The sequence below is a fragment of the Candidatus Thiodictyon syntrophicum genome (assembly GCF_002813775.1).
Classification (GTDB): domain Bacteria; phylum Pseudomonadota; class Gammaproteobacteria; order Chromatiales; family Chromatiaceae; genus Thiodictyon; species Thiodictyon syntrophicum.
Genome location: NZ_CP020370.1, coordinates 4,359,395 through 4,371,549 on the forward strand (window position 1 = coordinate 4,359,395; position 12,155 = coordinate 4,371,549).

Annotated in this window: 11 protein-coding genes; 3 read left to right on the forward strand and 8 right to left on the reverse strand. The window is 64.1% G+C overall.

Features of this window, described 5'->3' with window-relative positions:
* Nucleotides 1-323 precede the first annotated feature (323 nt).
* Nucleotides 324-1,508 carry an ISAs1 family transposase gene (locus THSYN_RS18280; protein WP_100917659.1) on the reverse strand — a complete coding sequence of 395 codons (1,185 nt, stop codon included), beginning with the start codon at nucleotides 1,506-1,508 and terminating at the stop codon, nucleotides 324-326.
* Nucleotides 1,509-1,954: 446 nt separating this feature from the next.
* Here THSYN_RS18280 and THSYN_RS18285 point away from each other — a divergent pair, with 446 nt between their 5' ends.
* Nucleotides 1,955-2,611, forward strand: a complete 657-nt coding sequence (locus THSYN_RS18285; protein ID WP_100920389.1) for a helix-turn-helix domain-containing protein — start codon at nucleotides 1,955-1,957, stop codon at nucleotides 2,609-2,611.
* A gap of 117 nt (nucleotides 2,612-2,728) precedes the next feature.
* Here the strand turns inward: THSYN_RS18285 and tnpC are convergent, their stop codons facing one another.
* The 3 genes from tnpC to THSYN_RS18300 all read right to left on the reverse strand — a co-directional run bounded on the left by tnpC (nucleotide 2,729) and on the right by THSYN_RS18300 (nucleotide 5,240).
* Entirely contained in the window at nucleotides 2,729-4,414 is a 1,686-nt protein-coding gene (gene tnpC / locus THSYN_RS18290) for an IS66 family transposase (protein ID WP_157817556.1), read from the reverse strand.
* Between the two features lie 71 nt (nucleotides 4,415-4,485).
* Nucleotides 4,486-4,842 carry an IS66 family insertion sequence element accessory protein TnpB gene (tnpB, locus tag THSYN_RS18295; RefSeq protein WP_100918902.1) on the reverse strand — a complete coding sequence of 119 codons (357 nt, stop codon included), beginning with the start codon at nucleotides 4,840-4,842 and terminating at the stop codon, nucleotides 4,486-4,488.
* Nucleotides 4,830-5,240 (reverse strand): hypothetical protein, encoded by a 411-nt coding sequence (locus tag THSYN_RS18300; protein ID WP_100918957.1) that lies wholly within the window; start codon nucleotides 5,238-5,240, stop codon nucleotides 4,830-4,832. Before THSYN_RS18300 ends, tnpB begins: the two co-directional genes overlap by 13 nt.
* 108 nt (nucleotides 5,241-5,348) lie before the next feature.
* On the opposite strand from THSYN_RS18300, the gene THSYN_RS18305 reads away from it, so the two are divergent.
* Nucleotides 5,349-6,476, forward strand: a complete 1,128-nt coding sequence (locus THSYN_RS18305) for a DUF6399 domain-containing protein (RefSeq protein WP_216644573.1) — start codon at nucleotides 5,349-5,351, stop codon at nucleotides 6,474-6,476.
* Between the two features lie 343 nt (nucleotides 6,477-6,819).
* Here THSYN_RS18305 and THSYN_RS34075 read toward each other — a convergent pair whose 3' ends face one another.
* The 4 genes from THSYN_RS34075 to THSYN_RS18320 form a co-directional block, all read right to left on the reverse strand.
* Nucleotides 6,820-7,626, reverse strand: a complete 807-nt coding sequence (locus THSYN_RS34075; protein WP_157817768.1) for a hypothetical protein — start codon at nucleotides 7,624-7,626, stop codon at nucleotides 6,820-6,822.
* A 962-nt stretch (nucleotides 7,627-8,588) separates the two neighbouring features.
* Nucleotides 8,589-9,422: a protein kinase domain-containing protein gene (locus THSYN_RS18310; protein WP_157817769.1), complete on the reverse strand. Its 834-nt coding sequence runs from the start codon at nucleotides 9,420-9,422 to the stop codon at nucleotides 8,589-8,591.
* Between the two features lie 55 nt (nucleotides 9,423-9,477).
* Entirely contained in the window at nucleotides 9,478-10,239 is a 762-nt protein-coding gene (locus THSYN_RS18315) for a PP2C family serine/threonine-protein phosphatase (RefSeq protein ID WP_157817770.1), read from the reverse strand.
* Nucleotides 10,236-10,919: a vWA domain-containing protein gene (locus THSYN_RS18320; RefSeq protein ID WP_100920392.1), complete on the reverse strand. Its 684-nt coding sequence runs from the start codon at nucleotides 10,917-10,919 to the stop codon at nucleotides 10,236-10,238. The genes THSYN_RS18315 and THSYN_RS18320 overlap by 4 nt, the downstream gene beginning before the upstream one ends.
* 609 nt (nucleotides 10,920-11,528) lie before the next feature.
* On the opposite strand from THSYN_RS18320, the gene THSYN_RS18325 reads away from it, so the two are divergent.
* Nucleotides 11,529-11,807, forward strand: a complete 279-nt coding sequence (locus tag THSYN_RS18325; protein WP_100920393.1) for a type II toxin-antitoxin system RelB/DinJ family antitoxin — start codon at nucleotides 11,529-11,531, stop codon at nucleotides 11,805-11,807.
* Nucleotides 11,808-12,155 lie beyond the last annotated feature (348 nt).

Sequence of the window (12,155 nt, forward strand, 5' to 3'; positions counted from 1 at the left end):
ATTGACTTCTGATCGGCTCATTTCGCCCACTTATCCCTGGTACGCCCCTATTTTCCCATGGCACTCCTTGTTACTCCGGATATTCTTCTTAATCAGCTGCGAAGGGATTCCTTAGCTATTGCGAGTAGCTTTGACTCTTTATGTGGAGGCGATTTAGATGAAATAAGATCACTACTTGCCAAGGGTATGAAAATAGTTCTAAAAGCACTTCATGATCCGGATGTGATCGAAAATGAGTTGCGCTGTTGGTCCGTCGAAATCTTGATAAATATCGCGAACTCGTTATCTGCCGCAGCTTATGTCTTAAGGGCAGGGCAATCGCATCACGCTACACTAATATTCGGAGAATCTGATACACGTGTTTTTGGCTTGGCATCCGGTGCTTCAAAAAGCAGCTTCGTCAAGTAGCGTTCATCCCAACCGGCCTTCAAGCGTTTGTTCTTGATGCCGAGCTTGGTGTTGTCGTTCTTCAGCCGCGTCAGCGCGATGTGGCGCAGTACGGCCAGGTTCTCGCGGGCGCCCGGTTCGCGCACGCGGCAGTCATCCTCGCGGAAGGCCACATCGAGACTCCAATGCAGATCGTTCTCCACGCCCCAGTGATCACGCACGGCACGGGCGAAGCGGGCCACGTCGGTGGCGATACTGCCGATGTAGAAGCGAGTTTCGCGGGTGATCTTGCCAGCGACTTCGCGCTGCGACTCGACCATGCCGATCATGTTCATGCCCTTCCACAGGGCGCTGCGCGGTACGCCGGAGAGATCACCCAAGGTCCGGTAGCGGCGGGTCTCCACCCGTCCATGGCCATGCTCGTGGGTTTCGTGCATCTGCGTGTCGACCCCCGCGTAATCCCGCGCGTCGGCATCGATAAACGCCTCCTCGACTTCGGTGGCCAGCGTGCCCTGGTTGCCCTTGAGCGCCAGCACGTAGTCGGCCCCCTGCTCGATGATCTGCTCGGCGATCTTGGTCTGACAGCCCATTGCATCAATGGTGACGATGCAGCCTTGGAGACGCAGCAACGCCAGCAACTGCGGGATCGCCGTGATCTCGTTGGACTTCGCGTCGGTGGCGACTTGCCCAAGGACGACGCGGTTGGCCGTCGCCCACGCGCTGACCACGTGCAGCGCGGCCAGACCCTTGGCCCGATCGTGGGAGCGGCGCAGCGTCTTGCCGTCGATGGCGATGATCTCGCCGGGGATCACTTCACGAATCGACGCCACCCAAGCGCGAAAGCACGTCTCGAATGCTTCCGGCGCCAGCAACCCGAACACCCGCCCGAACGTGTCGTGGGCCGGGATGCCCTTGGGCAACTCCAGAAACTGCGCAAACCACGGCCGTTTCGTGCGTCCGAACTGCGCGATGGCCACCCAGCCGTCCGCGCCGCAGAGCGTTGCCGCAATGGCGATGACGATCATGTCGATCAGGTTGTGGTGGCGCTTGATCGGGCAGCGCGGGTCTTCCAGCGCGGAAAAATGCCCGGCCAGCGACCGATCCAGGGTTGTTTCGCACATCGTCGCCACTCCACAAGACAGAAAAGTCAGTGGATTGTCACGTGATCCTCGTGTTTCGTCTAACAGTAATTGCTAATTATCTGATGCGATTGCCCTGGTCTTAAGGGCGGGCTACTGCTCACCCCAGGGGTTGTTCTTCGCAATGCGGTTGAAGCCATGGCGGTTACTCTTCACGGATTGCAACGCCCATCCGACCTGGGGAACATTAAAAGCGGAACATTTAATACGCCGTCAGCGGCCTTGATCATAAATCCGGCCAAGACCTAGCGTAGGGCTTGGTTAACCCCCACTGGAGAGCGGCAGGACCCGCGAAATTGTGTACCCTTGGAAGTGCAAACAAACCGAGGGAGAAGCACGATGTTCGAAGGTCCTGCCGGGATCGACTTTAGCGCAGACATCGGGTCGACGCCATCGGGCGTGGTCCGGCGGTCGGCCGGCGGTGGGTCGTGAAGCACCGCTCGCGCCTGGAGCGAGCCGAACAGCGCGGGGCGGCCGTGGCCCGCTTGGCGACGGGGCAGCCGCAACGCCACGTCGCCGCCGAACTGGGCGTGGCGCGCAGCACCTTGCAGGACTGGTGCAAGCCGACCCCGGTCGGCGCGGCCCCGGCGGTGTTGGCAGCCTTCGTGGCGACCCCTGAGGGCGTGCAGTGGCTGCACCAAGTGGTGGTGGCGGCGCACTTCGTCATCACGCTGCACGGCGGTGCCGGGGTGCGGATGGTGTGTGAATTCTTGAAGTTGAGTGGGTTGTCGGCGTTCGTCGGCGCGAGCTATGGCACCCACCAGGCCCTCAATGCGGCCTTGGAGGAGATGGTGGTCGCCGTGGCGCGTGAGCAACGGGCGGCGTTGGCGGTGGGCATGCCGCACCGCGCGATCACGGCGTGCGAGGATGAGACCTTTCATCCGCAGATTTTGTTGGTCATGTTGGAGCCGGTGTCGAACTTTCTGCTGCGCGAACAGTACGCCGCCGATCGCACGGCGGCCGTGTCCTTCCGGCAAGGCTGCATGAATGCCGAGCGCGGTTCCGGTAGCGTGGGAGCCCCGCGTCATTGGCGAACCCAAGGCCCGCCGTTGTCGCTGTTGGCGGAGCGGGCGAGCCGCCAGTAGCAAGCTGGGATGACGTCTGCCTGCCCGTGCGCGCCCACGCCCCAGCGCGGTGACGGGTCGGGACCTTGGGCGGTGTGGGGAGGAGGCCCGCACGGGCGGCACGGGGCCGCCGCGGGATCAGTCCGGCGCGGGTTCGGCGGCCAGGCGCGCCAGCGCCGTGGTGTAATTCCAGGGCATCCAGGCCGGCGGGTCGAGTGCCACCGCGGCGGGATGGCGCTGCAGCGCGACCAGGTAATCAAACGGCGCCACTTGGTGCAGTTCCGCGGTATGGATCAGACTCATGAACAGATCGCCGACCTTGGCGCCGTTCAAGGTGCGATAAAACAGCGAATTGTTGCGATGCAGGATGGCCTTCTTGAGCGCCCGCTCGCAGATGTTGTTGCTCAGCGGGGCGCCGGGTACGCGCAGAAACAGGGTCATTTTTTGCCAATGATTCTGCATGTAGCGGATCGCCTGACCGAGCCCCGAGTTGGGCTCCACGGCGTGCGTCTCCAACTGCGTGGCCATCCAGTCGTGGAGCGCCTGCATCCGCGGGCCGCTTTCCTGTTGGTGCAGGAGTAAGCGCGCGTGCGGGTCGAGTCCCTGGTGCTGGGCCTGGTGGTCAGTGTGGAACACGGGACGCAGGGTTTCCAGCACGAAGGCGACCTCGTCGGGAAAGGCGTCATGGACCTCGACGAACTTGCGGCGCCCATGGGGAATACAGGACGCGGCCTGCGTGGGATGATCCCCCGGGGTGTTGCGCGCCAGGGCGTCGGACATCTGGATCGGGGGCACGGGGTCGTGGCGCCGGTTGAGGACCTCGGCGAGGTGCTCCCCGGCATGACAAGGTCCGGTTTTGAACAGGGCGATCGGGCCATTGACGGTCTCGGCGACGACGCCGCTGGTGAACACCCCGGTGCGCTCGGCGTTAGCTCCCGGGGGCAGCGCCTCGGCCCGCGCCTCGGCGGTGAATTTCAGGATGCGCATGGTGGTGTCGTCGTTATAGAGCACCGTGCCCTGCGCCGCCTGCTGGGCCAGCTCCTCCACCGCGGGGGCGAGGCACGGCGCGGCCGCCGCGACCACATCCCATTGGGTAGTGGCCGGCAGGGGGATGGCCAGCGCCTGCTCCAGGCGTTGGATGCGATGAAACGGCAGCCCGCAGCCGTATTTCAGCAAGGCGATCATGGCGGCGGCGGTCGCGTCGTATTTCGCCGCGCCCACGCCCGCGGGGGGGTCGGCCGTAAACACCGTGCCGCACAGCCCACAGCGCAGCCGCTCCAGGGTGTAGACCTGCGCCTGCAGGGGCGCCACGCCGGTGACGCGCACCAGGACGGCGGGCTCCTGGCGTTGGACATAGACCCGGCCGGTGCAACCGGGCTCGGGACAGGGGTCGCCCTGCTTCAAGGTGGCGTGGGCAACCGGGATGCGCGGGGCGCGGGGATACTTGTCGGCCCCGTTGCGGCCGTGGCCAGTGCGTGTCTTTTGGTGGGGCGGCAGCGTGGCATCGCCGTCGCTGGCGCCCGGCGCCGCCGGGTCGGCGTCGGCCGGCGGCGCCGGGGCATCGCGCGGCGCTGGCTGGTCCTTGCCCAGGACCGTGTCCGTGGTCTCGGTGCGGGGTCCGAAAATCAGCCGACGCACCCGCTCCAGGGTGGTGGTCGTGGTCTCCAGTTCCTCGGTCAGGCGCGCCAAGGTGTCGACCGCCGCCTTGAGGGTGGCGTGGTCATCCACCGGCAGCGCTTGGGTACGGGTGCGCTCGACAATGGCATCGAGTCGCGCGATGGGGACCGACACCCGCGGGGTGCGCGGGTTCTTACGCCAGCTCATGCCGCGACTGGCCGGTGGTGCAGGAGCGTCGTGTTCATACACGGCGTTATACCGCATCGTACACCGCCACGTCACGCCCCCGGCGTCAACGCCCGCCACACCGGCGCCCCCGCCGCGGCGCGCCAATCCCCACCGGCGAGCAATACCGCCAGTTCCTGGGGGGCCAGCACCTGCCCCGGCGGGCCGCTCGGCCAGTGCCGAAAGCGGCCTTCGGACAGGCGCTTCTGACACAGCCAGAAACCCTGGCCGTCGTAGACCAGGAGCTTGATCGCGGTACCGCGGCGGTTGCGGAAGACGAAGAGTGCTCCACTCATGGGCTCGTCCGCCAACACCTGGCGCACCCGCCGGGCAAGACCATCAATGCCTTGGCGAAAGTCCGCCGGGTCCGTCGCGACCAAGACCCGCAACTGCGGGGTCAGGGCAAGCACGGCGCCGCCTCCCACAGGCGACACGCCACCGTCGCGACCTCGCCGGTCGCCGCCCCGGTCCACTCGATGCGCAACGAACGACCACGGGCGTCGGACAGGGTCAGCACGCAGCCCGGCCCCGACGGTGGTAAGCCCAGCATCATTTCCACAAAGGCCGGCGGCGCCGTGGTGGGCACCGGCAGGGGCGCTGTCCGCGCCGTCAGCCGCCGCTTCAAACCGGCGTAGTCCAGTCGCAGCGTCGTGGCGACCTTGCTTACCCCATGGCGGGCGGCCAGTTCAACCGCCCGCGACCACAGTTCCGCGGGAATGCGCGCGCCCTGGGACGTGGTGTTGCGCCAGTGGGCAAAGGCCGCGGCCGTCTGTGCCAGATCGGCCGCGGCGGCAAGTGACAGTGACATCGTGGAGCCTCCGGATCACCAAAAACGGGGCTCCTACGCTACCGGGCTAGGGACGGGATTTCATGCAGCCTTACCGGAAGGACACCGGCGGCCACCTGGACGCAGGCGTTGCGCGCGGGTCTGGACGGCTTGAACGTGACCGTGATCCAGGGCACCAGCGACGAGGCCACAGCGTTGCGCCGCCATATCCAGACGGATTGTGCGGCCCATCATTCCCCGGACCTGTTTCATGTGCAACAGGAGGTGTCCAAGGGCACCAGCCTACACTTGGTCCGCCACGTGAAACAGGCGGGCGCCAGCGTCGCGGCCGCCCAGACGTCGCTGGACGCTGAGCGGGCGACCGCGCAGGCCTATGACGCCCAATCCCCGCGTCCGCGCGGGCGCCCACCGGCGTTCGCGCCCCGCATTGAAGCCGCCCTGGCGGTCGTGGTGCAGGCCGAAGCCGATCAGGTACAGGCGCAAGCGCGTCAGGCCGAGGCCCGTGAACTGGTGCGTGAGTTGGGGACCCTCTATCACCCCTATGAGTTGGAGCAGGGACAGGCGCAGCCCGTGGCGCGCATCGCGCAACGCTTTGCCGACGTGTGGACGCGGCTGCAACAGCTGGCCGACGCGGCCGATCTGCCAACGCGCGCCCGTGAGCGCCTGGCCAAGGCGCAGCGCCTGACGATTCAGTTCCTTGCCACCATTACCTTTTTCTTTGCGACCGTGCAGGCCAAGGTCGAGGCGCTGAATCTGCCGCCCGCCGTGGAACTGGCGTTGCTCACGCAGCTGATTCCGGCGCTCTACCTCGAGCGCGTCGCCAATCGCAGCACGCTCGCTGAACCGCGCCACCGTCTGCACGCCCTGAGCCGGCAGTTGCTCGAACCGCTGCGCCAACGCGATCATCCGCTCCAGGCCCTCCCAGAGGCCGAGCGCGCGCGCCTCGAACAGGTGGCCGGTGACTGCGCCGACCTGTTCCAGCGCAGCAGTTCCAGCGTGGAGGGGCGCAACGGCCAACTGTCCCTACATCACCATGGCCGACATCGCCTGAGCGACCGCAAGCTCGAGGCACTGACCGCCGTACATAACTTCCACCTCCGTCGCCCCGACGGGACCACTGCCGCTGAGCGCTTCTTCGGCCGGGCCCACGAAACGCTGTTCGCGCAGGTGCTCCAGCGCATGCCGTTGCCCCCGCCGCCAGCGCGCCGACGACCGCGCCCGCCCAAGCCGCCCGCGCTCCTGCCGGTAGCGGCGTAACGGGGGTGGCCGGAACGATGATCAAGGCCTGGCAGACCACGATTTCTTGAATTTCCCCAAGAAAAACAGGAAACCGCGGTCATGTCGCAGGTATTCCTCAGAACACTACCGAACACTATCGTGGCAAGTCCCCTATTTTCTCTTCATAGTCTGGCGAATTTAAGTAAATTGTCCCCAAGGATGCGCGGTATCCGGAGGCGTGAGGGAGACGCTGATCAATTCAAAAATCGCCGGAGTAGACTCAACGCAAACAATGCCTTGCCAGCCCGCTGACGCTCGAATTCGGAATTAATCAGCGCTTCCTTAGACTGGGGTTTCGCGAAAATAAGCGACCAAGCCTTCCTCAAAGCTCAACAGCATCATGGGCATCCTGAGCGCCGTGTAAATTTGGCTTCTTGTGGCCAAGATGAATTGTTGATCCTGACATATTAAGAACCAGTTCCGCTTCATGAACGAACTTGCTTCTCGTGTCATAGAGAAATTGTGCTAGTTTCTTTATATCTTGGATTGGCTCGTTGTCAATTCTGATCGACTTGCAGAGTTCTTCCTGCCTGTTCGGGGAGAGTCTTGAGAAGAAGTTGACGCATCGTCGTATAGACCCACAGGTGGCTTTGTATTTCGCGTGCAGATCATTCAGCTCGCCGTAATCATTTATGGGAAACGAGATATTCGCTTTGTTGCCGAGCCAGGCGTGAAAGTCCTCGTGCGTCTCATCCGAAAGAGATTCAATGAGCGCAAACAGACCAACTATTTTGTACGAATTAGTTAGGTAGTCGATAATGGGGTTGCAATCGGGTGCCGTAACCACCCAGTCGCCGTACTTAATCAAGACATAGTAGAATGCCGCTGTCCGAAGGAACAGGTTCTTACGTTTTTGGCCTCCGATATTTTGATAGAAAACCTCAACGGCGGCGCCGGACGAAAACTGGTCTGCGACTGCTGCCTTAGCGATCGGCAGGTAAGCGTCTTCATTCGCTAGGTATCGATTTTCTGCAGCCATGCCTAGCTCGTTGAGACCTAAAGCCCGCGATGTGTGAGGCAAACCCTTATTTGGCTTTCCAGAAAGCACCTCGTCCATCGCCTTTTGTTCTTCATAATTATCGCAGTCTTCTTTGTCGTCAGGGTTGCAGAGTGCAGGGTCGTAATCCATTTCAATAATCTCTTATTGGCAGCCAGTTTGACGAAGAAGCGCCTGCGCGTTCATGACACGGTCGGCGCCGCCAATGAAAAGGGTCGACCAGAGATTGGCCGCATATATGCGTGCTATCCAAACACGTTCACGGATTCCTTGCCGAATATTCTGATTTAGAGATTCAAGGAGCTTTTCGGAATTATGGTCAGTGGCGGCTAGTCTTTTCAGACATCCTCAAGTTGTTCTCAAAAAATGCAGAGGTTGGTTGTAGCCTTTTGTCAATATCAATGTCAATGTAGCAATGGGTACGGTCGAGATCTTGAGCGATGGGGCTGCAATCGTTTCATTTGCGCAACCTTAGGACGAGCAAATATAGGGCGGAGATCAAAAAAATCACTTTGTTAATTCTACTTTGTCACCTTAATTCGGTGGCGCTGAGTGCAAGGATACGGATATTTCGACCAATCCAGCATAAGGCGTTATAAATCATATATTTGCAATTAATGCAGCGAGTCGAGCGCCAGATTCTATTTTGAATAGGGGATATTTTCCCCGTCGATAATATTAATATAATCAAAGCGTTGGACAAGGTGACAAAGTAGAATTAACCTGAAACCAGAGGTCGGGGTCTGTCGCCATCCAAGCAGCGTCGCCCATCAGGGCGGCAGGAAGAAGTCCGTACACAAGTAGAGATGAAACCCAAGAGCGAACTTTATCCTGTGACGTCGACTGATTTCGGACAGGGGTCGGGCGGGGAGTCGTTACCGGTACCGGCGGCGCGGGTTTGACCGTCGGCCGCGGCTGGACCGGCTGCGACCGGGGCTCGACGGGCGGCTGGTGCGGCCGGACCTTCCCAACCGCCGGCCTCGCCTTTGCGCTTGCTGCACGCCGACAGAGGTGGCATTCCCCGCCCTCCGGGTAACGCCAATGTCGCCCGCTCGCACAGCGCTCCAGGCGCACGCGAGCACGGTCGAGCGCGTCTATCCATTCGCTCGGCATGGGCCGCGCCGCCGATGCACTGTGGCCGGAGACGAAGCACCGGACGAAGAGGGCGGCCAATCTGGGGGCGAGGCTATCGAGCGCACGCGCCGCCGGGGCTTGCGGAAATGCGCGTTGGCCGACCAGGGGAAGATGCCGCTCTTGATGCACCACTCATCGACCTTGCCGTAGGAGCGTTGCAGGTCGGTCGGTACCCCGGCGAAGGGGTGGCGTCCGTCCATCAGCAGCTTAAAGACCAGGACAGCGAGCCCGAAACGGTCGTGCTCGGGGCTGCGGTCAATCCGGTCGAAACGCTGGCCGTGCAGTTCTGGCGGGGTGTATTCCGGCATGCCGACGGTGCAGCGGTGGACGACCGGGCCGGCACGGACCTGGTAGGAGTCGGTATCGACCAGGGTCACCAGTCCTTGCGCGTTGACCAGGATGTTGCGCTCGTTGATGTCGCCCATGACATAGCCCTTGGCGTGCAGGGCGTTGAGGGCGATGCACAGGTTCTTGGCGACCTGATGCCGGGCGCGCCAATCGAGATCGAGCGCCCCACGAGGGGGAAGAAGATAGGCGTTGAACAGCGCGTGCCCGCCGTGGATGCGCGGCATGACAAAACCGGCGAAGCGCCTGCCCTCGTTCAAGCCGGCAAGCGGCCAAGCGATGGATGGGTGCTTGAATTCGCTGAGCCGCATCTCGTCGCGCGGCGGGTCGGCGAGCATGGCACGGAGCTTGGCGAAGCGTTCGGCGCTCGCCTGGCCTGGCAGGTAGAGCTTGGCGAGCAGGTCGGGTCGGCCGCGGCTCTCGACAATGACCCTCGCCGCCCCGGGCAAGCTCCCGATTCGTCTCATAGACCGAGCCGTCTGAACCGCGTAGCGTCGGCATGGGTCAGGCCCGCTCGGCGAGCCCCGCCGCGAGCAGGGTCTTGTCGTCGCCGGTACGAGCGCAGACCCGCTCGGAATCGAGGAAGGCGGCGAGTCGCGCGCTGGTCGCGTCGGAGTCGAAGGGGTCGGCGAGGGCTTGCAGGAAAGGCGCGAAAAAGGGCGCGAATGGGCTGCCGCTCGCGAGGTTCAGCGCAAGCGACTGCAATCCGTCGCTGAACAGAACCAACGACTGGACCGGCGCCGGCCAGACCCGGATTTGAACCCGATCGAGCGCGTCCGCTGCGGTGAGCGGAACCGTTTCGTTGGCATATTCGCAACGCTGGGGGAGGCTTAAGGTCTCCAACCGTCCGTCCGGCCAACTGCCGACCGCCGCGCCGTCGCCGATCTGTCCGACCGCGGTCCAGCCGGGAGCGGCGGCGGCGAGGATCAAGGTCGTCGCGAGGTCGCGCAACGGGGCGTCCCCGGCGGCGGCTTCGAGCGCGACGCGGGCAGCGGCGAAGGCGGCACGCACCGTCTCGGCGACCGCGGTCTCTCCGGTCGGCGGCGGGTCGGCGGCAAGCGCCCATTTCAGCGCATCCAGCGCGGCGTCGACCGCGCACCGGGCACCGGTCTCGGCCCGGGCAGCGGAGCCCAGGCCGTCGGCGACCGCGCACAGGATGCCGGCATCGCCCGGGAGGCTGCGCCAGCCATGGGCGTCCTGGCAGGGCAGAGCGGTGCGGCGGTGGCTACTGCCGCACACCGACGCGCCGTAGGCCCGCCAGGTCATGCCCCGGTGCCGGTGCTGGCCCAGCCGATCGGTGTCTGGAGCGGTACGTCGGCACCCGGCTCGGCGCGCGACACGCTTTGCATGCTGGCCGACAGCCATTGGAACATCTCGCGGAACTTGAGCCCCTGGAGCAGAAGCGGCGCGCGCGCCGGGTTGATCTGCCCGAGTATGTCGAGGTTCGCCGCGCCGACGCCGACCGCGAAAAAGGAGACCTTGCGGCCGGACTCGGCCGACTGGACCCGCCGCGCGGCCTCTTGCCAGCGATTGCCGTCGGTGGGCTCGCCGTCGGTGACGAGGAAGATCCAGGGGCGGAAATAGGGCGCGCCGTTGGCCTTATAGGTCTGCTTGCGGGACTCGATGAGGTCCAGCGCCAAGTCGATGGCGCTGCCCATGGGGGTATCCCCGGCGGTGCCCAGGACCGGCGGGGAAAAGCGGTCGGCGGTAACGAAATCCGCGGCCAGCTCGGCGCGACCGCCGAAGCTCACGATGGCGATCTCGACTCGCACCCGGGCCAACTCGTCCTGGGTCAGTTCCTCGGCGAAGGAAACCAGGCCCGCGTTCAGCGCCGCGATGCGCTCGCCGGCCATGGAGCCTGAGGTATCGAGCAGCAGAACGCAGGGGCAGCGGGGCTCAGGGTTGCTGTCGTCGAATTCGGCGGCGTCGAACAATTCGGTGGCCATCGTTGGCTCCTTGAGGCTCAAGCGGTCGCGACGGAAGGGATTCGGGGACGGCGGACGGGATCGACAAGACCTTCCGGTGATTTGATCGAGGTGGACGCTATCGGCTCAACAGCCGCAGGGCGGGAAAAAAGGTCGGTCGGCTGACCGCCTTGAATACTGAATGATCGGGGAATTTTTCTCAATCCTGTCGTTGTTGCGATGCAGGTGTGTGCGTCGACAACGCTCGCCCGGTCTCCCACTTCACATAAACGATCTTGTCGGCCACGCCACATCGAAGACCCTGCGGTCGATCTCGCTGGGCGCGAGCGGCGCCAGGACCTCGGTCCTCGATGTCCCCCGCAGCTCGCCGCGGCGCGGTGGACCGACGACTGGATCGCCGGTCGCCTGCGCGACACCGACTCTGTGACGATGAGGCACCCGGGCCCCGCAAGCGCGGGCAAGGGGGCACCGGCAGGCCGCTTGCGCGCGAGCGGTGAGCGGCTCGAGGTGCGGATGGACTGAGGCCGCCGGGGTGGTCCGCCGGATCGAGGCGGCTTCGCCGCCCTGCAGGTGCCCGCGCCGGCGCCCACTGCGCTACAATGTATCTCATCTCGCTGAGCAGAGGACCCCATGACGACCACATCCATGATCCACGTGCGGATCGACGAGCAGGTCAAGGCCCAGGCGAACGCGACGCTGGCAGCGATGGGCCTGACCATGTCCGATGCCGTTCGCGTATTCCTGACGCGCGTCGCCGCCGAACAGCGGCTTCCCTTCGCCCTGGAGGCGCCGAACGCCGAGACCCGCGCGGCGATGGCCGAGGCCGATACGATCGCCCGTCAGCACCACGCCCGTTTCACCACCGCGGCCGTTCTGTTCGATGACCTCGACAAGGCCAGCCGCGAGTAAGCGTGCGGTGCCGCCGCGTGCGGCGGACTATATGAAGTCGTTCCTCAAGGACTGGCAGCGACTGTCGCGATCCGGGCGGTTCGACATGCGGAGGCTGAAGGAAGCGAAATTTGAAGCCCTGGCCCAACGCGAGAGCCGCAGATTTCGCCTGGGACAACCGAAAACGATCAATCGGTGGCCGAATTTGGGGCCCGGCCCCGAAAGTCCGACAGCCTGCTAGCGCCGGCGGTCGCTCGATGTTCGGACATGACGCCGGTTGCGTCCGCAGCGTCCGTGCAACAGCGCAGCGCCGCCTTGGCAGCCTGGGAGTTGCCGCAACCGGCCATCAGGACGCGGCCCCATCGGGGC

Excerpts from the sequence above, each read along its gene's own strand:
- THSYN_RS18280 (WP_100917659.1), bottom strand. The coding sequence starts at position 1,508 with ATGTGCGAAACAACCCTGGATCGGTCGCTGGCCGGGCATTTTTCCGCG.
- THSYN_RS18300 (WP_100918957.1), bottom strand. The coding sequence starts at position 5,240 with ATGTCACTGTCACTTGCCGCCGCGGCCGATCTGGCACAGACGGCCGCG.
- THSYN_RS18320 (WP_100920392.1), bottom strand. The coding sequence starts at position 10,919 with ATGGCCACCGAATTGTTCGACGCCGCCGAATTCGACGACAGCAACCCT.
- THSYN_RS18325 (WP_100920393.1), top strand. The coding sequence starts at position 11,529 with ATGACGACCACATCCATGATCCACGTGCGGATCGACGAGCAGGTCAAG.
- tnpC (WP_157817556.1), bottom strand. The coding sequence starts at position 4,414 with ATGAGCTGGCGTAAGAACCCGCGCACCCCGCGGGTGTCGGTCCCCATC.
- THSYN_RS18315 (WP_157817770.1), bottom strand. The coding sequence starts at position 10,239 with ATGACCTGGCGGGCCTACGGCGCGTCGGTGTGCGGCAGTAGCCACCGC.
- THSYN_RS34075 (WP_157817768.1), bottom strand. The coding sequence starts at position 7,626 with ATGGATTACGACCCTGCACTCTGCAACCCTGACGACAAAGAAGACTGC.